This window comes from Rhodococcus sp. NJ-530, from assembly GCF_003860625.1.
In the GTDB taxonomy this organism is placed as follows: Bacteria; Actinomycetota; Actinomycetes; order Mycobacteriales; family Mycobacteriaceae; genus Rhodococcus_F; species Rhodococcus_F qingshengii.
Window position 1 is genome coordinate 1,411,060 of record NZ_CP034152.1, and the last position, 20,582, is coordinate 1,431,641.

Genomic DNA, 20,582 nt, shown 5'->3' on the forward strand with positions numbered 1-20,582 from the left:
GCTTACTTCTTGCGGCCAGGAGCCTTCGCGCCGGCCTTGAATCCGAGTCCGCCTGCCTTGGGGGCGGGCGGCGCGGCAGCAGGCGCCGGAGCGTCCGCGGGTGCGGACGCCTCAGCAGGCGCTTCAGCGGGTTCTGCCTTCACAGGTTCGGCCTCGGGAGCCGGGGCCTCTGCAGCCGGCGCCGGGGCCGCAGCGGGAGCTGCCTTCCGGGCACCGGGAGCCTTTGCGCCCGACTTGAATCCGAGTCCGCCGGCCTTGGCAGCAGGCGGAGCCTTCGGGGCTTCCGCCTCGGCGGCCGGAGCCTCTGCCGGTGCAGCCGGAGCCTCTGCCAGAGCCTCTGCCGGAGCAGCAGCAGGTGCTTCAGAAGCAGGAGCAGCCTTTGCACCAGGAGCCTTGGCCCCACCCTTCATCTGCAGTACCTTGCCGCCGGGTGCCTTGGCGCCGGACGCCAGGCCCAGACCCTTCGGCTTGGCGACGGGTGCAGCAGCTTCGGGTGCAGCAGCCTCAGCAGCCGGAGCTTCCGCTGCCGGCGCGGCAGCGGCCTTTGCTCCGGGTGCCTTGGCGGCGCCCTTCATCTGCAGTCCCTTGCCGCCGGGTGCCTTGGCCCCGCCTGCCAAGCCGAGACCCTTGGGCTTTGCGACAGGTGCTGCCGGTGCAGCAGCTTCGTCAGCGGGAGCTTCCGCGCTTGCGGCGGGAGCCGCCTTCTTGGCGCCGGGAGCCTTGGCCCCGCCGGCCATTCCGAGCCCCTTGCCGGGTGCCTTGGCGCCGGGAGCTTTTGCACCTGGTGCTTTGGCGAGGCCCTTCATGGCCAGACCCTTGCCTGCCGGTGCAGCCTTGGCTTCCGGAGTCGCGGCGGCTTCCTCGACTTCGGCGACCCGATCCTGCTCGACGGTCTCAGCCTTTGCCTCAGCAGCGACCGGTGCCTTCTCGCGCGGGATCACCTTGATGTTCTCGCCGAGCTGGGCGGGATCGAGGCGGGTGACGGAGTTCAGCATCAGCTGCGCGACGTCGACGACCTCGACGCCTTCGCCCTGGCCTTGCTCCTGGCGGGCAGTGACGCCGTCGGTGAGCATGACGCGGCAGAACGGGCAACCCGTGGCGATCTTCTTTGGGTTGGTGGAGAGCGCTTCGTCGACGCGGTCGACGTTGATGCGCTTGCCGATGTTCTCTTCCATCCACATGCGAGCACCACCGGCACCACAGCACATGGAACGTTCGCCGTGACGCGGCATTTCGACGAGCTTGGAGCCTGAGGCTTCCATGAGTTCACGGGGAGCGTCGTAAACCTTGTTGTGGCGTCCGAGGAAGCACGGGTCGTGGTAGGTGACGTCTTCGCTCACGGACGCAACCGGGATCAGCTTCTTCTGGCGCACCAGACGGTTGAGCAGCTGAGTGTGGTGCACGACCTCGTAGTCGCCGCCCACCTCCGGGTACTCGTTGCCGAGGGCGTTGAAGCAGTGCGCACAGGTGACGACGATCTTGCGCTTCTTCTGCTCGATACCGTCGAAGACCGAATTGAGCATCTCGATGTTCTGCATCGCGAGCTGCTGGAACAAGAACTCGTTGCCGGCACGACGTGCGGAGTCGCCGGTGCAGGTTTCGTCGGCGCCGAGGACCATGAACTTCACTCCCGCGGTGGCGAGGAGTTCGGCAACGGCCTTGGTGGTCTTCTTGGCACGGTCTTCGTAGGCGCCGGCGCAGCCGACCCAGAAGAGGTACTCGTAGTCCTCGAAGCTGTCGGCGTCCTTGCCGAAGACGGGGATCTCGAAGTCCATCTCGTTGATCCAGTTGAGGCGATCCTTGGAGTTCTGACCCCAGGGATTGCCCTTGTTCTCGAGGTTCTTGAACAGGCCGGCGAGCTCGGAGGGGAACTCCGATTCGATCAGGACCTGGTAGCGACGCATGTCGATGATGTGGTCGACGTGTTCGATGTCGACGGGGCACTGTTCGACGCAGGCGCCGCAGTTGGTGCAGCTCCACAAGGTTTCGGCGTCGATGACCGGGGCCATCTCGCCTTCGACGGTTTCACCGACGAGCTTGCGGTCGGCCTCGAGGCGTGCCGCCTCGGGGATGGCTGCGAGGGCGCCTTCCTTGACATTGCCTTCGCTGTCGACGAGACCGATCTCGTCGCCGCCCATGTCCTTGCGTCCACCAGCGAGCAGGTACGGGCCTTGGCGTAGCCGTGGTCACGCAGCGACATGATGAGCAGCTTGGGCGAGAGCGGCTTTCCGGTGTTCCACGCGGGGCACTGGGACTGGCAACGACCGCACTCGGTGCAGGTGGTGAAGTCGAGCCAGCCCTTCCAGGAGAAGTCTTCGATGTTTCCGGCGCCGAGAGTGTCGGTGTCGGGGTCGACGTTCTCCATCGTCAGGACTTTGCCCTTGGACATCATGGGCTTTGCCGCGCCGAGGGCGACGGTGCCGTCGTCTTCACGCTTGAAGTAGATGTTGAAGAACGCCGAGAAGCGGTGCCACGCGACGCCCCAGGTGATGTTGCGGCCCACGATCGCGAGCCAGATCATGCCGGTCATCAGCTTCACGAATGCGAACACCGAGATCATGACGGGGCTGGCGGGAAGCAGTTTCGCGACCTGCATGGTGAAGAAGTCGGTCCACGGGTTGGCGTGACCGTAGGTCGCGATCTTGCCTGCCTTGACCATGATCATGCCCAGGCCCTCGAGCAGGACGATGCCTTCGATGACGTAGGCAGCCTTGAAGTTGGAGCCGCCGAAACGGGACAGGCGCGCGGGCAGACGCGGGTGGTTGAGCTGACGGATCACGATCAGCGTGGTGATACCGATGACGGTGCCCAGGCCGAGGATCTCGTCCCACAGGTGCCACGCCCACGTGTTACCGAAGATGGGCCAGTGGAATTCGGGGTTGAACGTCTGGCCGTAGGCCTCGAACCACAGCAGGAACCCACCGAGGAAGCCGACCATGACGAGCCAGTGGGCCCAGCCGACGCTGCGGAACTTGTTCATGCGCGTGTGCGCGATGAACTCGATGATCATCTGCTTGAAGCGAGGGAAGAACGGGCGCCATCGATCGGGTGCCGACTGGCCGATGCGCACGGTGTTGAACATCCTCAGCGCGCCTGAGAGGAAGATGTACCAACACACCAAGCTCAGCAGAGCACCAATCGTGCCCAACGTAATCGTCAGGGCATTCATGTCGCGGCCTTTCGTTTCAGGGCGACGCGTCGGCCACCTCGGGACAGCCCACTGATACTAACCTGCGTTATGTTACCCGCCAGTAACTAGCATTACCAGCCTGTAGGTACCGGCTGGTAACCGCTCGTGGCCTGGAGAGATCGATCTTCTGCGTCGGACGGGCTGGGCCAGACGCAGACATGTCTGGTCGTCACGTTAGGCGGTGCCCGTCAGGTGTCCATCTGTCAGGCAGCCCTAAGTCGGGTTCCGAGCAGGTGAGAACAACCGACCGGCTGTTATCGTTACGCCCGTCACGCACAGGGGAAACGGGTGGTGTGAGTCATCGACTGACGCCCGCCCGATCCCGGGGAGGATCAAAAATGTTCATTCGAAAAGCTGCGGCCGTCGCAGCGATGACCATTGCCGCTACGGGCATCGCTGCAGGTACTTCTTACGCAGCTCCGGAGACGTCACCCGACGTTTCGTACACCGCCGAGGTCGTCGACCAGGCCGTTGTCACCACCATCGACGCCGGAGCATTCCGGGTCTCGGGCGACGGAACTCACGTCGACTTGCAGAACAGCCAGGGCGCAACTCTCGTGAGCCTTCCGCTCGCGTTCAACCTCGGCGACGTTCAGTTCCCGTTCGACGAGACCGTCAGTGAGGACGGCAAGACCCTCACCCTCAAGCCGAACCTGGACCCGGCCAGCTCCAAGCCGAAGCCGGTCGCTGCCGAGTTCACCCCGGTTGCTTCGCCTGACGAGGATCAGAAGGCAATCGAGAAGTTCCAGTCACAGCTCGGGCTTGCCACGCAGATCGGTAGCCTCACCGGCACGATCGTCGGGGCGGTCATCGGTTGCATCGTGGGTCTGGCCGGCCTGGTCGTCGGCTGCCTGCCCGGCTTTGTCACAGGGGCCGGTATCGGTGGAGTCGCCGGTACCATCCTCGCCGGCGGCGGAACCGCCGTCGTCGCGGGCTTGGACCTGATCAAGGTTCTGAACGCTCCGGCTGGAACAACTCTCTTCCAGTAGAACGTCACGAACGCCGAAACGGGCGCCACACCTTCAGAAGGTGTGGCGCCCGTTTTGCTGTCTCGAGGAATGCGTGTGATCAGTAGTCGCGAACCTTCAGGCCTGGGTTGGCGGCGAGGATGTCGTTGATCGGCGTCGCGTACTGGGTCGGGGCTTCTTGCCCGAACAGTGTCTCTGCCTGAGCGATCTCGCACAGGGGAGAGGTGGCGACGTTGGACGCACTCGTGATGCCCACTGCCAATGTTCCGGAGACGATGGGGCCACCGCTGTCACCCTGCAGGACGCAGATGTTGGTGGTGAAGCCGTTGTCGAGGGTGTGATCCAAAACCTTTGCGACGCGGTTGACGCCGGTGACGACGCCGCAGCTGAAGCCTGTGGTCGATCCTGCCTTGCAGACCGGGGCGCCCACGACAGGATCGGCGGTACCGGTGATGTTGACCGAGCGGTTGAACGGGACCCGCACGCTGTTGTTCTCGAAGCGGTACTTCGCGTTGTCGTCGATGTTGATGATCGAGTAGTCGCGCCCGTCGAAGCTGCTCTTGGCGAAGTACCCGACGCGGGGCCCGGTCTGGTTGTTCACCATCGGGAAGACCTGGCTGGAGTTCGAGGTGCCGGCAGCGGCACGGTTGGGATCGCAGTGACCGGCGCTGATGTTGACTGTGCGCCCTGAACCGTCGGTGCCGTTGAAGCCGAACGAACAACGCAGTCCAGTGTTACCGGAGGTTGCGCCGAAGGCGTCTCCGCCCAGTGCGGCGTCGCCGGTTGCGGATCCGGTTGCGGGGATGAGGTCCGCGACGATCGGGGGAACCAGTAGCGGAGCAGCGGTATGGACGACGGTCCGCTTCAGGAACTCAGGCAATTCGATGCCGGCGGCAGGATCGGCGGTGAGGGCGACTCCGTTGCCGACGACGTCGACGGCAATGCCACGCACGAGGTCTGCGACCTCGGCAGGCTGCGAATCGAGCCAGGTGTTGAGTGCCGAGAGTTGACTTTGCAGAGCCTGCTCGCTCTGCGCGACGTCCTTGACCTCGAAACCGGCCTTCTCGGCGGCCTCGCGGGCAGCATCCTTGTCTCGACCGTCAGCGAGAGCGACTACGCCCTTACCGAGGTCGTCGAGCCACACTCCGGCAAAAGAGTCGGGAAACTGGACGCGCGCGATGGCGGCGAACTCCGCGAGCTTCTGCGCGAGTTCGGAACGCGAGACGAACTGGTCGGGCGTCAGCGCCAAGTCGTGCTGTAGGGCTTCGGCGAGTTCGACGGGCAGATGGGCTGCCTGATCGGATACCCCGGATTCGTTCGGTTCTGCGTTCGCGACCGCGGTGATCGGTCCGAGGAGCAGCAGCGCGGCCGAACCGAACACTGCGGCGCGACGTGCGATGGAGCTTCGCATGTGGGCCTTTCCACTTCGTTGACCGCGTACCACCCCCCTGGGAGCACACGGATACGGCTCACGGACTTGTGGTGAGCCGATCACAGTCGACCATGACTATATGGGTTCGAACGCGCTATTCCCACCCGTTACATGAGCAGACAGCGCTGACCCCGACCGACAACAGCACTGTGCCCGCCGATCGCGAAACGGATCGGCGGGCACAGTGCGTGAATCAGTGGTTGGTCAACCTGCAGTGCGGACGCGGATTCCGGCACCGACACCGCCACCGGAAGCGCGATCTGCCGCGTCGAGGATGTCTCCGACCGGAATACCCAGATTCGAGGTTCCACCGGAGGTCGCCAGTACCAGGTTCGCTTCGTTGCAACTGGGTGCTCCGCTGCTGTTGGAGCCGCTGGTGATGCCCAGAGCCAAGGTTCCGGAGACGATGGCGCCGCCACTGTCCCCGGCGAGGGTGCACGCGGTGCCGGCGAATCCGCGAACGGTTCGTGAATCACCGTCCGCCATGACCAGTTGAGTTTCGACGCGATCGGCTGCCACGACACCACAGGTGAAGGACGACGTCTGGCCGGACTTGCAGATGGGAGCGCCGATCACGGGACGTGCCGTTCCGGTGATCGCGAGGGTGGTCCCGTTGGCACCGCGGACGGCAGCACGGTCGAGGCCCGCGTCGATGCCGGACTGGTCGAACTTGATGACCGAGTAATCGAGATCGCCGGCGTTGTTGCCGACGGAAGACTGTGAGAATGCTCCGATCAACTGACTGTCGTCGACGTTCGCGTGATTCGGCAGGTAGACGGGCGACTTCGAACCCTCGGCCGGATTGCAGTGTCCGGCACTGATATTGAGAGCATTGTTCTGATCGTCGACGGCGTTGAACCCGAACGAGCAGACCGAGATGTTCTCGGTCGGTGTCTCGCGAATGGGGCCTGTCGACGTGATGTAGGTGTCGCCGCCGAGTGCTCCGGGATCAACCGATCCGCCACCGTCCGGGCTGAGAACGATCTTGGTGTTCTCGAGCAGGGTCGGAAGATTGAGCGCCTGCCCGACGGGGCTGTTCGCGACGTCGATGACGACCTGGTTGTTCAGGACGTCGATAGTCGCCGAATTGACTGCGCGTGAGATTTCCTTGGGCAGCCCGGCAATCCATCCGTTGACGTCGGCCAGCGTCTTCTCGAGGGTGTCGGCGGAGACGGGGGCGACGTGCGTGCGGTAACCGTCGTCGGCCGCGATGCGTGCAGCTTCGGTGGTGGTGACGGCTACGACGGGTTGACCGTCGAGTCCCATCCACGAGCCGGCGTAGTCGCCAGGGCGCTCGGACTTGAATTCCTGGGCGTATGCACCGAGTTCCTGAGCTTTGGCAGCGCGGTCCAGATACTCCTGTGGGGAGATCTTCAGATCGCGTGTGATCGCCTCGATCAGCTCAGCCGGAAGCTGATCTGCCCCGAGTTGTTCGACATGCGTGTCGGAGGCGGGCTCTGCCGATGCCGTCGTGGTGAATGGAGCTGCGAGCAGTAGTGCCGAGGCGCCGACCACAGCGGTGCGGATCGCCAACGAGTTACGCATGAAATCCCTTCAAGTCCCCGGCACCGAGCCGGTAGGTACCGCACCCACCATAGGGGAAAAGTTTCGACGAGGAATATGTGCCTGTTGTCGGCAAGTCGAATTATTCTGTCTAACTTGGCATTCCGGGTCTCGGGGCCAATGGCATGACGGGCATGTCGGGATTCGGAACCACCGGATCGGTTGTGTCGGTCGGGTTGGACGGCTGCGTCGGCGTTGTCTGTGTATCAGTGGGGGCGGTCACGGCGGGAGTGTCCGGGGTATCCGGATCGACCGGATCCAGCGGTCCGACGACCGGCGGCAGGTTCTCGATCCGAAGGGGATCGATCTGGATGGTGATCGGCGATCCCTGTTGCGCGGGGACGTTCGCCGTAGTGGATTTCTCTGTACCGGTGCCCGGACTCACCGGAATGGGCTGGGATTCGGATGAGGTCGATTCCGCTTCGGATGCCCACGACTGCGCCGTCGGCTGCGCGCCGAGAGCGGGTACTTCCGGTGGGGGTGAGGTCGCTGATTGCGTGCCTGTCCCGGATGAACTCGTCGGGGTGGCAGCTGTGTCCGTCCCGGGGACAGGGAAGATTGTGCGTCGAGAATCCTGGGTGCTGAAATGGTCGGAGTGTGTCCGATGATGACCGCGGCCGCGCAACCCGACACGGTCAGAAAGACTGCGGCGGCTGCTGCGGCGATGATCGGTCGGCGCTCCGACCGCCACTGGCGATTCAGCCAACCGTCGATGCTCGGTTCTTTCGTGACCGGTGCCTCCACGCCGGATTCCGGCTCCGGTTCGATCAGAACGAACGGCGGAAACTCTTCGGGGGTGTCCTCTGGCTCGGCAAAATCGGTTGGCTGGGGTTCGGGACAGGTAGAGGTGATCGAGAAGGGTGCGGCCAACGCTGCGGCTCCGCGAGCAGCACGGTCGTCGGCGTCCGGATCCGCGAGCCAAGCCGCAGAGGCTTCATCTTCTGAAATCAGTTCGACGCCGTCGAGATTCATGCTGTCGAGTGCGCCGCGCAGTACGTCGACGGAATCGCTCGACCAACCCGCGGGGATCACCGCAGAGATGTTCAGGTTCTGATCGGTGAGTGTTCGGACTTCCTTGACCAGGCAATACATTGCTGTCGCTACCAGTTCCTCCCCTCGCGTCATGTGCTCGGAGAAGTTGTCAGTATCGTCGGTGCCGACCCTGTCGAGGAACCCGCGCAACCCGGTGGACCCCGCCGCGGTTCCGCCTAGTTGCACGGTGCCGTCGGGGGCGTGGTGCAGAACCGATTCGCGTTCGAGGGTCACCAGCTCCGAGTCAGGTCTCGCGATCGCAGCAATGCTTCGTTTGTTGCCGACGGCGAGTCCGACTCCCCACTTCATAGCGATCCCCGTTTCACAGTTACCGAACTTTGCTCGGCAGGCATGTCCTGATTCCTGTGAAAACTATCACTTAAACGGATATACGCAACCCTCTGGACAATATGCAGCTAACTACTTGTTCGACGGTGTCATGCTGCGAAGGATGGTGAGCAGTTCCGAACGAGACTGCGCCCCGACACGCCGCTTGATGCGTGCGACATGGTGCTCGACGGTTTTAGCGGAGATGTAGAGGCGTTCGCCGATTTCCCGATACGTCAGTCCGACGACGACGAGTTCGGCAACTTCTTGTTCGCGCTCGGTCAACACCGACGGTGGCGCCGCACTTGTGGTGGTATCGGTTGCATTCGTCTCGGCCGTCGACGTTGTGCGTAGCGAGCGCGCAACGTGGAGCAGTGCCGTGGCCGATTTGGTGTCCGGGGTGCGCAGCGCTGCTTCGCCGGCAAGGCGAGCGGCGTCCCACGGGAGTCCGATCCGACTGAGCGTTCGTGCGGCGGCTTCGACATCGTCTGCGTCGACGTTGCCTTGCATGAGTAGGAGCCACTGGCGTCCGGCGGTCGCCAAACCGGCTGCGTAAGTGTGAGTTTTGGCTGATTCGGCGAGTGTATGGGCGTGTGGGAGGAGATCGGCCGGCGACTGCGAGAGGATCGACGCCTGGACGCCGTACCAATGCAGCGGCGACGACCACAGCGGCGGCTCGCCGAGCGCGCGGAGGAGGGAGCGCGCGTCGTCGACGAGATGCTCGACCTGCTCGGTCTCCTCGAGCCGTACTGCCGCAAGCCACAGTTCGCCGATGGGAAGCAGATCGAACAGATCAACGCTGCAGGACGAGAGGGTGCCTGCCGCGCCCGACCAAGCTCGACGCAGCTGGGCGAGATCGCCGGAACGCCGAGCAAGACCCACGATCAGAGCATGCAGAAACAGTGCGTCACGCTCACGGAGGGGGCCGCGGACTACCTCCTGCGGTAGGTCTTCGAGAATCGCGTCCTGCCCGCGGACCATCGCGATCCAGGCGCCGAGAAGGTGAAGTCGCGCCCACGTGTGGCTGCTTGCGTCGTCGGCGGCGATCGCGGCCGTGACGACAGCGGCGGCCCGTTCATGGGCACCGTTGTGCAGGAGTGCAAGAGCTACCAGCGCCGGGGCGGAATCAGGCTGGAATTCAGATGTGTCGGCTCCGCCGGGGAGTGAGAGTGCGCGCGACATCGTGTTGAGCGCACTCGGCGCGCTCCCGGTGACCGATTGCATCAGTCCGTTGGCCAGTGTGGTAGCGCCGACCGTCGAGCTCGACGGTGATCCGGTGTGCCCGGTGAGCGCCGCGTTCGCGTCATCGACCTTGCCGATGCCGAGGAAAGTGATTGCGGCGAAGGGGGATTCGTTTCCGGTGCGCCCTGGCCCCAGCCAGGTGTAGAGATCTGCAGCGGCGCCGAGTTGGCCGCATGCTGCGGACGAAGCTGCGCGGATTCGCACCGCCGCAGCCAATCTCGCGTCGTCGAGATCGGGTGCGGCGATGACGGAATCGGCCAGACGGCAGGCAGTGTCGAGGTCACCACTGCGAGCCGAGACCTGGGCGTACAGCAGCGTGTCGGCCACGCCGAGAGGCTCGATCGAATTCACGCGGCGAAAGAGATCTGCCGCGACCGCCGGCGTGCTCGCCTCGACGGCGTCTCGTAGTACACCCGTGAGATCGCGGTGGCGGATGCCGGAGTCGAAAAGTCTTCGTGCTGTGTCGATATCGAGGGTTCTCGTGTGTGCGCGTGATTCGACGATTCTGATCAGCTCGCTGCGGATACGCCCGGTGCTAGTCGACTCGGCGAGCACGCTCGCGACGAGTGGTGATCGCGAACCGAACAGTCCGGTCGCCAGTGCCCGGTCGAATGCAGCTGTGAGGCTGAACTTCTCCTGTCCCAGATCGAGCTCGAAGGCGTCGATGTCCGGGACGGCGAGTGAAACTTCGAGGATCTCGCGCTCGATCGGATGCAGAGCGGTGACCTGGTGGAGGATGTGTGTGCGTATGGCGTTCGGCATTTCCGGGCGGCCTGCCGAGGCGGCGGCGAAGTACGCTTCGATCGCCCCGAAGGAACCACCGGACAGATCCTCGAGCGCCACCACGGCGCGGTCGTCGAGCGGGACTCTTCGCTCGGCCGCGATCTTCCGAATATCGTTTCGGTTCAACGGGTTCAGATGCAACACGGTGCCGAAACTCGAGATGTTCGAGTAGATCGGTGCGAGTGGTGGATCGATCCGATCGGAGGCTACGACAACTCCGAGGTCGTCACGTTGGACAAGCTCTTTCAGGGCACGGATTTCATCGGAGGTCAGAGCTTGCGCGTCCGCAATCACCACAATCGCGTCGGCGGGGACGTCATGCGTGACTGCGGTGACCACGGGCTTGTCACCCGATTCGATTCGCTTCCGTACAACCCTCGTCACTTGGGGCCGAGCGCTGGCATCGGTCCCGGTGACGAACAGGCGCAGTGGCGATGCAGTCAGGTCGACGTCGCGCAAAAGTCCTGCGATGAACGACGATTCGGTGCCGTTGTCACGGTTCATCGAAAGACCGCCGGTCAGCGGATCGGTGCGGTGACGCCGCCGACGACACCACCGACCACGTTTCCGACACCACCGACGACGTTACCGAGACCTCCGACCACGCCGCCGACTCCGTTGCCGACACCGTCGACCAGACCGCCGACTCCGTTTCCGATGCCGGTCGCAGCGTCACCGATACCGGTCCCGACGCCGGCTCCAGGCGCGGGTGCGGGCGCTGGTGCCGGGGCGGGAGCAGGTGCGGGCGCCGGGGCGCCGGGTGCGGCAGGTGCAGGCGCCGACGGAGCGGTCTCGCCCGGTGCGGGCGAGGATCCCGCCGGTGCGCCGGCAACCGGAACTGCCCCCGGCGCCGTCGTCGAGCCGCCTGCGGCAGCAGGAGAACCGGGCTGATTGCTTCGAGTGCCGTTGTTCGCAGTCGTGGATCCGGTGCCTGCCGCTTCCGCTGCCGTGGTGCTGCCGGGAGTAGAGCCCGCGGTGGTCGAAGCGGTCGAGGAGGTGGACTCGCTGGTGGTGTTCGCCGAACTGGACGGAACGTTGATCTTGTCCATGGCAGTTCCGATTCCGAGCCCGCCTGCGGCGAGCACGATGAATGCTCCCACCACTGCAGCAACGACGCCGACCCTCGACGAGCGTCGAGTCGCCGTGTTCTCTTCTTCGGTCGGCTCGGCAAGCAACGGAGTGGAGAAGGCGGGAACTGGTGCGGGCTTGCGAGACGGCTCGGCGGGAATCACTGCAGTGGCGGCGGCCGGTACTTGCGAGTCTCTGGCGTCGAGTGCGAGGGCCGCGGCGCCGGACGCCGCGCACGACGCTGGATCGGCGTCGGCGATCACCGGGACACGAAGCTCCGCCGACAGTAGTTCGGCGACAAGGGGAATGGACGAGCTTCCGCCGGCCAGGACAACCTGATTGACGTCACTGGACTCGACGCCGGCAGATCGCAGGCTTTCGCGAACCAATGCCACCGATTCGGTGAGGGCGGGCCGGATCAGATCTTCGAGTTCGGAACGAACGAGTCGAACGTCGCTGACGGCACCGGGAAGCGCCACGCGGGCAACGGTTTCCGTCTCGGTGGAAAGTTCCTCCTTGGCTGCGCGGGCATGCTCGCGCAGAGTTTCCAGCGCTGCAATCGTCTCGGGTGCAAAGGGATCAAGGGTTGCGAACTGGTCGGAAACCGCATCGAGCAGGTGAACGGTGACGAGGTGATCGAATTCGTCGCCGCCGATGTCCTCGCTGCGCAGCGGCTTACCGAATATCTCGCTTCGTCCGTCGGTCGTGGACATCATCGTGACGTCGAGCGAGCGAGCACCGAGGTCGTAGACGACGGTCAGACCGTCGCTGACGACAGTTCCGGAAGCGGCGAGCCACGCCATGACGGCTGCGGGTTCGGCGACGAGAGTCGCCCCGTGAACCCCGGCGTCGTCCAGAGCGGACTCCATGGTGCGTGCTGTGTGGCGGTTCCACCCCACCGGGTGAGCCAGGACGACAGTTGGCCCTTCGTTGCCGCCTGCCTGGTCTACCAGTGCGCCGACAGCCGTCGCCGCGAGAGCCTCGCCGCGGTACTCGGTACCGTCGGCGGCAAGTATCGGAATCGGGTCTCCGACGCGCTCGACAAATCCGGTGATGACGGATCCGTCGTCCAATTGCAGCGCACTGGGTAAGCGGACCTGTTGCGTTTCACCGGTCGAGCCGTCGGTGACAGCTACGAGAGTGGCCGAACCGATGCTGATGCCGAGCCCTGCCGCCATGAACGAACTCCCCTGGTCGTGGGCGACAGAAGGACTGTCGCGGTTGTCTGCGATGTCGGTTTCAGGACCTAGATCGTTACCGGATCGGAGGCGTCGCGACGAAGTAGGGGACCGATCCCCTAATCGGGGCAAATCCCCTATTCCGACCGGGCGTAGCCCAATGGGGGCTTCCCCACCTGTCCCTGGAGAAGAGGGGGGTGCTCCCCGTTGGCCCCAGTCGCAAAAGTTCTTAGCGTTGATTCCACTCGCTACCTCTGGCAGCGCACCAGTTTCCGGACCACCGGCAACTACCCACCGGCAACAACCCGGTCAACGAACTTCAGGAGAACCCGCCATGGCAACGAACGCCGTACTCGAATTCATCCTCGGGCTACTTCGTGACGACGAGGCAGCTGCCAACTACTGCGCCAACCCGACCGCGGCACTCGATGCTGCCGGTCTGTGCGACGTCAGCCCCGCCGACATCGTCGCGGTCGCTCCGCTGGTCGCCGAGTCCGGACTCTTTGCCGGTGGCGGCGCCGACCTGTCCGCGATCGTCAACGCCGGTGCGTCCGCTGCCGGTGCAATCGGCGGCGGTCTCGGACTCGGCGGTGGTCTCGGTGGTGGACTCACCGGTGGTCTCGGTGGTGGCCTCGGCGGCAGCCTGGGTCTCGGCGCCGGTGCAGGAATCGGAGTCGGAGGCGCCCTCGGCGGCCAGTTCGACCTGGTCGGCGACTTCGCAGCAGCCCTCAGCGCTGCGCTTGCCATCGGTGGCGAGATCAGTGCCGAACTCGGCGCAGCCTTCGGCGCTGTGATCGAAGCCGGTCTCGGTTTGGGCGGCGCACTCGATCTCGAAGGAGCTCTCGATCTGGGCGCACAGCTCAGCGCGGCTCTGGGCGGCGCCCTCGGTGTGACCGGCGGCCTGACTGCGGAGCTGGGAGCAGCCCTCGACGCCGCGATCGGCGCAGTCGGCGGACTCGACCTGACGGCAGGGCTCAGCGGAGCTCTCGCACCCGTCTTCGCCATCGGTGGTGACCTCGGAGCCGATCTCGGCCTGGCTCTCGGTGGACTCCTCGGCGGCGCAGCAGACCTCAGCGGTCTCCTTGACATAGGCGGCGAACTGGGCGCGAGCCTGACCGGCGCACTGGAATCCGCTCTTGCACTCGGCGGCGGCCTGGATCTTGCCGGCGCTCTGACAGGCGACCTCAGCACGGCATTGTCCGGCGCACTCTCGGGCGTCCTGGGAGCCGGCGGCACGATCGGCGCCGATCTGGGTGCATCGCTCGGTGGCGTCCTCGGCGCGATCACGGATGTCAGCGTTCTCACCGATATCGCGGGCGGCCTCGATCTCGGTGCTGCCCTGAGTGGCGCCCTCGGCGGAGCACTCGGCGTCGGCGGCGGTCTGGAAACTGCATTGGGCGGCGCACTCGACGCAGCACTGGGTCTCGGCGGCGGACTCGACCTCGACGCCGTACTCGGCGGCGGCGCAGACCTCGGCGCGCAGCTCAGCGCGGCACTCTCCGGCGCCCTCGGTGCCGGGGGAACGGTCGGAGCCGACCTGGGTGGCGCACTCGGTGGACTGCTCGGGGGAGCACTCGACCTCGAAGGTGGTCTCGGCGCAGACCTCGCGGCAGCTCTGGGCGGAGGCGCGAATCTGTCGACGGCCCTCGAGGGTGTTCTCGGTTCGGCACTCGGCGTCGATGCCGGGCTCGCGGGCGGTCTCGGCGGCGCTCTCGACGCAGCGCTGGGCGCAGGCGGACTTACCGGAATCGACCTCGGTGGTGCACTCGGTCTGGGCGGTGAAGCAGGCTTGGCAGCCGGTGTCGCTGCGGCTCTCGACACCGCTCTCGCAGGTGCAGGCGGCTTGGGTGCTGTCGGTTCCGTGGGCACGGACCTGACCGGCGCGCTGGACGGTGCGCTGGGCGCGGGCCTCGGGCTGGGGGGCTCTCTCGACAGCGTTCTCGGTGCCGAAGGTGCACTCGGTGGAGCGCTGGACACGGCACTGAACCTCGGCGGAATCGAGACCGGTTCGATCGGTGCCGACCTGCCCTCCGTCGACCTCGGCGCAGTGAACCTCGGCCCGATCTCCGCTGAACTGCCTTCCGTCGACCTCGGAAGCATCGCGGCGGACGGCCTGAACCTCGGCGCTGTGACCGGTGATCTCGGAGCAACTGTGGGCGGTGCTCTGGACGCAACAGCAGGTCTCGACGCAACAGCAGGTCTCGAAGCAGCCACGAACGCTGCGGCCGGCTTGAGCGGATCGCTCGGCGGCGCACTGAACGGCGTCACCGATCTCGGCGGATCGCTCGGCGGGGCTGTCGGAGCAGTCACCGACGTGACCGGTTCGATCGGTGCCGACGCAGCCGCAGCTGCCGGTGGCACAGTCGACGGCGGCGGTACCGTTGGCGGCGGCGGAGTCGCTGACCTGGGCGGATCCCTCGGTGGAGCAGTGAGCGGAGTGTCCGACCTGACGAGTTCGTTGACCGGTGCGCTGAACCCGTGGTCGTCGATCGATGCGACCGATGCTTTCGGTTCGGGTTCCACTTCGGGTCTGAGCGCCGATACCGAACACTCGCTCTTCGCCGAGGATTCGGTTGCAGCGCCGGTCGATCACATCGACCCGGTTGCGGTTGTCGATCACCTGCATCCCTGATCTGCTGACGTAGGAACTGAAATCGGTCAAAATGACCTGATGTAACAAATCCGGCCCTGCGTGCGCTATGCGTTCGCAGGGCCGGATATTCGAGTCGGGAAGAATTGCGGGTCAACGTAGCTCATGAGTGATTCAGCGAGTCAGGTAAGCAGCCGGAAGGCGCGCGTCGCGTCGTCGACGGCGTCGTTGCTCGAACGAACAGCCGTCGTGGCGAAGGATTTCGGGCGCACGGATCTGGTGCGCCGACTCGAGAACGCTCAGGTGAGAGTCAATGATCCGCGTATTCGCATCGTGGTGGTCGGTCCCCTCAAGCAGGGCAAGAGCCAGTTCGTCAATTCTCTGCTAGGCATCGACGTGTGCTCGGTCGGTGACGACGAGACCACGGCCGTGGCGACGGTAGTTCAGTACGCGGAGACCGCGGTCGCCGAATTGATTCTCGCCGATCCGGGTGCGGCGCCGATCCGGGTGTCCCTCCCACTCGAGGAACTGATGGGGATCACCCCGGCCACGCCTCGCGCCGAAGGGCGTGAGGTTCTGCGTGTGGAAGTGGGTGTTCCCAGTCCGCTGTTGGCCGACGGTTTGGTTCTGATCGACACCCCTGGTGTCGGCGGTCATGGAAATCCTCATGCTGCAGGAACATTGGGATTGATCACTGCGGCCGATGCAGTGTTGGTTCTGTCGGACTCCAGCCAGGAGTTCACCGAACCGGAGCTGGGATTCATCCGCCAGGTCGTCAATCTGTGTCCTGCGGTGGCCGGGCTGATCAGCAAGACCGATCTGTACCCGCACTGGCGGCAGATCCTCGACGCCGATCGCGGACATCTCCAGCGTGCCGGGTTGGATCTGCCGCTCATTCCGATCTCCTCGGTACTGCGCTCGCACGCGCTGAGGCTGGGGGACAAGGAACTCGAAGCGGAATCCGGATTTTTGGACCTCTATCAGTTCTTGCGGGACAACGTGGTTGCGCGTGCCGAATCGAATACTCGACGCGCAGTTGCGATGGATGTGCGTTCTGCGGCAGCGCATCTGACGTTGGAGATGGGCAGTGAGCTTGCGGCGCTGAAGGATCCGTCGACCGCTCAGGCAGCGGTCGCGGGACTGCAGCGTGCCCGGGCAGCGGCCGAGGAACTGCACAAGAAGACCTCACTGTGGCAGCAGAGCCTCGGTGACGGCATCGCAGACCTCGCCGCCGACATCGATCACGACCTCCGGGACCGGTTGCGCCGGGTGACCCGCCAGGCCGAGGAGACGGTCGACGAAGGCGATCCCGGTAAGGACTGGGACGTCGTGGGGGAGTGGCTCGAACAGGAGATCGCCACCGCGATCGGTGACAACTTCGTGTGGGCGCATGATCGCGCACAGTGGCTGGCAGAAGTTGTGGCGCAGCACTTTGCGGAGACCGGTGACGTCGCGCTCCCGCATCTCGACGTCGCCGACACCGACGGTTTCCTGGAACCGGTCGGTGCATTGGCGGACCTCGAATCCGGCCGAATCGGCATCACTCAGAAAGTCCTGGTCGGCATGCGCGGCTCGTACGGCGGCGTGCTCATGTTCGGCTTGATCACCACGATGATGGGCATGGCTCTGGTCAACCCGATCTCCATCGGCGCCGGGGTTCTGCTGGGCACCAAGGCTTATCGTGAAGACAAGCAGGCTCAGGTGCTCAAGCGTCGCGCTGAGGCGAAAGCGGCTATCCGACGGTTTGCCGACGACGTCAGCTTCCAGGTGGGCAAGGAGTCGAAGGACCGCCTGCGCCTGGTGCAGCGGCTGTTGCGTGATCACTTCACCGACATCGCCGAGCAGGCGTTGCGCTCGATCAACGAATCCCTCCGCGCCACTCAGGAAGCCGCGCAGTTGGAATCGAGTGAACATGCCGCTCGGATCAAGCGTCTGGAGACCGACATGCGCGTCGTCGCGGAGCTCGACGCCGTTGCCGGAACGCTGATCGGCGAAACTCCCGCTCCTGCTTCGGCGAAGGTGACCAACGCATGAATGCCACGACCACCGTGACCGCAGTGGAGTCGGCACACGCCCTGATCGACTACGCCAGACGTGCCTACGCCGATCAGCCGCAGACGCGCGCCCAGTTGGAAGAATGTGCGGCCAGGCTCGACGAGCCACTCCGGGTGGCGCTCGCCGGCTCCCTCAAAGCGGGTAAGTCGACGCTGCTCAATTCGCTTGTCGGACAGGATATAGCGCCTACCGACGCGACGGAATGCACACGCGTCGTCACCTGGTATCGGAACGGGACGACGCCGCAGGTGACCGCGACGGCCGAGAACGGTGCCAAGTTCAACGTGCCGGTGACGCGCCGCGACGGCAGGCTCACGTTCGATCTGGGCGAGTACACCGCAGACTCGGTGGACCGCATCGACGTCGACTGGCCGTCTTCGGCATTGGCTCGTACGACGATCATCGACACACCGGGCACCTCGTCGCTCTCGACCGAGGTCTCGGCCCGCACCTGGGACATGCTCGTTCCCGACGGTGAGGCACCGGGCGCGGATGCAGTGGTCTACCTCTTGCGGGCTCTCAACGCCAGTGACATGCAGTTCCTCGGGAAGATCGCGGATCACGTGGGCGGAGAATCCGGGCCACTCGGAGTGATCGGAGTGCTCTCGCGTGCCGATGAGGTCGGCGCAGGCAGGCTCGACGCGTTGTCTTCGGCGAAGGACGTCGCGGCGCGATTCGCCGAGGAGTTGGAGCGAACCGGCCTGTGCCAGTCGGTGGTTCCGGTGGCAGGTCTACTCGCGCTCGCTGCTCGGACGATGAGGCAGAGCGAGTTCGCGGCCTTCTCGGCGCTCGCGCAGGTTCCGGCCGAGGATCTGAGCCTTGCACTGCTCTCCGCGGATCGCTTTGCCAGGCAGGACAGTCCGCTGCCGGTCGATGCGGCGATGCGGGCGCAATTGGCCGATCGGTTCGGGCTCTTCGGAATTCGCCTCGCCGTGACGTCGATCAAGTTGGGGGCGACCGATTCACCGTCCCTGGCGGCCGAATTGTTGGAGCGCAGCGGCCTGGACGAACTGCGTCAGGTGATCGACGTTCAATTCGGGCAGCGGGCAGATCAGCTCAAATCGCACACGGCGCTGGTGACGCTGGGAAGAATCCTCGAAGCCGATCCGAGCGAGGAAGGCGATCAGATCGCGGCGGAGGCGCAACGGTTGCTTGCCGATGTTCACGGCTTTCACGAACTTCGCCTGCTCGGGCGTCTTCGTTCGGTACACACGGATCTGCCACCCGACGACCTGGCACAACTGCAAAGACTGATCGGCGGCTACGGAATCCGGGCAAGTGACCGGTTGGGCTGCGAACCGGAAGAATCGCCGGAGGTGCAGCGTGCGCGGGCCACGGCGGCTGTCCGCAGATGGCGCGAGTTGTCCAGACATCCGCTCTTCGACAGGTTCACCTCGCGCGCCTGCCTGGTCGCCGCCCGCAGCGCCGAGGGCGTCCTGGCTGAAATTGTGCCCGAATAGGGACCCGTTCACTATGCGAGCGCCGGACGAGGGTTCTATCTTGAGTTCGGGATGATCCGGACATAACTCCCAGGTTCGGGTCCCACCTCGATGGGAGCACGCGCATGGCGAGTGACATCAAGTCCGCTTCACCGGATCGAGCCACCCTCGTCCTGGGGACGCTCATCCTGGTCGCTGCGGTCGCGAACCTCAATCTCTCGGTCGCGAATGTCGCTTTGCCCGATATCGGGCGGGCTTTCGACGCCAGTCAGACGCAACTGAACCTGATCGCGGTCGGCTACTCGCTGGGCCTGGCCGGAACGGTGCTCTACCTGGGGGCCTTGGGAGACCGATACGGCCGCAAGATGTTGCTGGTCACCGGCATGGCGCTGTCCATTCCGGCGTCGATCGTGGCGGGATTCGCCGGGAACTTCGAAGTGCTGTTCCTCGCTCGGATAGTCGGAGGCGTCTCGGCAGGTCTGGCGTTCCCGACCACGCTGGCAATCATCACGGCGTTGTGGGCCGGACCGGCACGAACCAAGGCGATTGCCATGTGGTCGGCAATCGGTGGCGCGATTTCAGCACTCGGTCCGATCGTCTCGGGGGCGCTGCTCGAGCAGTTTCACTGGGGTTCGGTCTTCTTCGTCACCCTTCCCTTGGCCCTTGTGGCACTGATCTGTTCCCTGGTGTTGGTTCCCGCTCACGTCAACGAGACGACCGAGCGAGTCGATCACCTCGGCGGCATAGTGTCGATCGTCTTCATCGGGGCTCTGGTGTTGTCCATCAACTTTGCGCCGGTGAAGGGTTCGGGCACGTTGGCTCTGGTGCTCGGGGCGATAGCAGTTGTCGCGGGTATCGGGTTCTTCCTGCAACAGCGACGCGCGGCCAATCCGCTGTTCGATCTTCACGTAGCTGCGCGCCCGACCTTCTGGGTCGCGGCGGTGGGTGGGTTGGTCGTGTTCGGTTCGCTCATGGGCGCGATGTTCATCGGCCAGCAGTTCCTGCAGAACGTCCTCGGGTACTCGACGCTGGCAGCCGGTGCGGCGATCATTCCGGCTGCGCTGGCGATGGTGATCGTTGCGCCGCGCTCGGCGACCATGATCGAAAGGTACGGCGCCCGCGTCACGCTGCTCGCCGGCTACCTGTTCGTGGTTCTCGGGTTGTTCGTCGCGCTGTTCCTGTGGAACGAAAGCACACAGTATTGGCAGGTCGCGCTGGCCTATGCGCTTGTCGGCATCGGCGTCGGTCTGGCCGGCACACCGGCATCGCGTTCGCTGACCGGATCCGTTCCCGTGCACCGCGCTGGTATGGCGTCGGGAACCTCGGACCTGCAACGCGACCTGGGCGGCGCCATCATGCAGTCGATTCTCGGCGGAATACTCACGGCCGGGTACGCAAAATCGTTGGGAAATGCGATCTCGTCCTCGCCGAACGCATCCGAAGTGACTCCCGAAACTCAGGCCGCGCTCACCAAATCCTTCTCCAGCGCCGAAGTTCTCGCGGAACGCTACCCGCAATACGCGGACCAAATCATGACCGCCGCCAAAAACGCCTTCCTGGACGGGGATACAAACGCCTACATCGCGGCGATCATCATCGTGTGTGCCGGTGCCGCGGTGGTGACGTTCTTCTATCCGCGTCGCGAGCGCGAACGAGTCCTGCTGGCGCAGTACGCGGCGGAATCCGATCTAGCCGCGGAGAAGAGTTGAGCGCGC

Annotated in this window: 11 protein-coding genes and 1 pseudogene; 5 read left to right on the forward strand and 7 right to left on the reverse strand. The window is 64.9% G+C overall.

What is annotated here, in order from left to right:
• Positions 1 to 2: 2 nt before the first annotated feature.
• A pseudogene (locus EHW12_RS06545) lies at positions 3 to 3,169 on the reverse strand ((Fe-S)-binding protein).
• Between the two features lie 359 nt (positions 3,170 to 3,528).
• Here EHW12_RS06545 and EHW12_RS06550 point away from each other — a divergent pair.
• Positions 3,529 to 4,179: a glycine zipper family protein gene (locus EHW12_RS06550; RefSeq protein WP_064443251.1), complete on the forward strand. Its 651-nt coding sequence runs from the start codon at positions 3,529 to 3,531 to the stop codon at positions 4,177 to 4,179.
• A gap of 79 nt (positions 4,180 to 4,258) precedes the next feature.
• Here EHW12_RS06550 and EHW12_RS06555 read toward each other — a convergent pair whose 3' ends face one another.
• The 6 genes from EHW12_RS06555 to EHW12_RS06575 all read right to left on the reverse strand — a co-directional run bounded on the left by EHW12_RS06555 (position 4,259) and on the right by EHW12_RS06575 (position 12,783).
• A complete protein-coding gene (locus tag EHW12_RS06555; protein WP_007726683.1) occupies positions 4,259 to 5,569 on the reverse strand; it encodes a S1 family peptidase in 1,311 nt (436 codons plus the stop codon).
• Between the two features lie 225 nt (positions 5,570 to 5,794).
• Entirely contained in the window at positions 5,795 to 7,135 is a 1,341-nt protein-coding gene (locus EHW12_RS06560) for a S1 family peptidase (RefSeq protein ID WP_054187118.1), read from the reverse strand.
• Between the two features lie 109 nt (positions 7,136 to 7,244).
• On the reverse strand, positions 7,245 to 7,538 hold the full coding sequence (locus tag EHW12_RS35135; protein ID WP_241199117.1) for a hypothetical protein: 294 nt from the start codon (positions 7,536 to 7,538) through the stop codon (positions 7,245 to 7,247).
• On the reverse strand, positions 7,535 to 8,494 hold the full coding sequence (locus EHW12_RS06565) for a hypothetical protein (protein WP_241199118.1): 960 nt from the start codon (positions 8,492 to 8,494) through the stop codon (positions 7,535 to 7,537). The genes EHW12_RS35135 and EHW12_RS06565 overlap by 4 nt, the downstream gene beginning before the upstream one ends.
• 111 nt (positions 8,495 to 8,605) lie before the next feature.
• On the reverse strand, positions 8,606 to 11,041 hold the full coding sequence (locus tag EHW12_RS06570; protein WP_125050429.1) for a LuxR C-terminal-related transcriptional regulator: 2,436 nt from the start codon (positions 11,039 to 11,041) through the stop codon (positions 8,606 to 8,608).
• A 14-nt stretch (positions 11,042 to 11,055) separates the two neighbouring features.
• Positions 11,056 to 12,783, reverse strand: a complete 1,728-nt coding sequence (locus tag EHW12_RS06575; RefSeq protein ID WP_125050430.1) for an Hsp70 family protein — start codon at positions 12,781 to 12,783, stop codon at positions 11,056 to 11,058.
• A gap of 334 nt (positions 12,784 to 13,117) precedes the next feature.
• Between EHW12_RS06575 and EHW12_RS35800 the strand changes: the two genes are divergently transcribed.
• From EHW12_RS35800 to EHW12_RS06595, 4 genes are all read left to right on the forward strand, one after another.
• Positions 13,118 to 15,415, forward strand: a complete 2,298-nt coding sequence (locus EHW12_RS35800; protein WP_065456004.1) for an IniB N-terminal domain-containing protein — start codon at positions 13,118 to 13,120, stop codon at positions 15,413 to 15,415.
• Positions 15,416 to 15,538: 123 nt separating this feature from the next.
• Positions 15,539 to 17,407: a dynamin family protein gene (locus tag EHW12_RS06585; protein WP_125050431.1), complete on the forward strand. Its 1,869-nt coding sequence runs from the start codon at positions 15,539 to 15,541 to the stop codon at positions 17,405 to 17,407.
• A complete protein-coding gene (locus tag EHW12_RS06590; RefSeq protein ID WP_065352068.1) occupies positions 17,404 to 18,888 on the forward strand; it encodes a dynamin family protein in 1,485 nt (494 codons plus the stop codon). The genes EHW12_RS06585 and EHW12_RS06590 overlap by 4 nt, the downstream gene beginning before the upstream one ends.
• A 104-nt stretch (positions 18,889 to 18,992) precedes the next feature.
• On the forward strand, positions 18,993 to 20,576 hold the full coding sequence (locus tag EHW12_RS06595) for an MFS transporter (protein ID WP_007726692.1): 1,584 nt from the start codon (positions 18,993 to 18,995) through the stop codon (positions 20,574 to 20,576).
• Positions 20,577 to 20,582 lie beyond the last annotated feature (6 nt).

Excerpts from the sequence above, each read along its gene's own strand:
- EHW12_RS35800 (WP_065456004.1), top strand. The coding sequence starts at position 13,118 with ATGGCAACGAACGCCGTACTCGAATTCATCCTCGGGCTACTTCGTGAC.
- EHW12_RS06555 (WP_007726683.1), bottom strand. The coding sequence starts at position 5,569 with ATGCGAAGCTCCATCGCACGTCGCGCCGCAGTGTTCGGTTCGGCCGCG.
- EHW12_RS06590 (WP_065352068.1), top strand. The coding sequence starts at position 17,404 with ATGAATGCCACGACCACCGTGACCGCAGTGGAGTCGGCACACGCCCTG.
- EHW12_RS06560 (WP_054187118.1), bottom strand. The coding sequence starts at position 7,135 with ATGCGTAACTCGTTGGCGATCCGCACCGCTGTGGTCGGCGCCTCGGCA.
- EHW12_RS06550 (WP_064443251.1), top strand. The coding sequence starts at position 3,529 with ATGTTCATTCGAAAAGCTGCGGCCGTCGCAGCGATGACCATTGCCGCT.
- EHW12_RS06575 (WP_125050430.1), bottom strand. The coding sequence starts at position 12,783 with ATGGCGGCAGGGCTCGGCATCAGCATCGGTTCGGCCACTCTCGTAGCT.
- EHW12_RS06585 (WP_125050431.1), top strand. The coding sequence starts at position 15,539 with ATGAGTGATTCAGCGAGTCAGGTAAGCAGCCGGAAGGCGCGCGTCGCG.
- EHW12_RS06595 (WP_007726692.1), top strand. The coding sequence starts at position 18,993 with ATGGCGAGTGACATCAAGTCCGCTTCACCGGATCGAGCCACCCTCGTC.
- EHW12_RS06565 (WP_241199118.1), bottom strand. The coding sequence starts at position 8,494 with ATGAAGTGGGGAGTCGGACTCGCCGTCGGCAACAAACGAAGCATTGCT.
- EHW12_RS06570 (WP_125050429.1), bottom strand. The coding sequence starts at position 11,041 with ATGAACCGTGACAACGGCACCGAATCGTCGTTCATCGCAGGACTTTTG.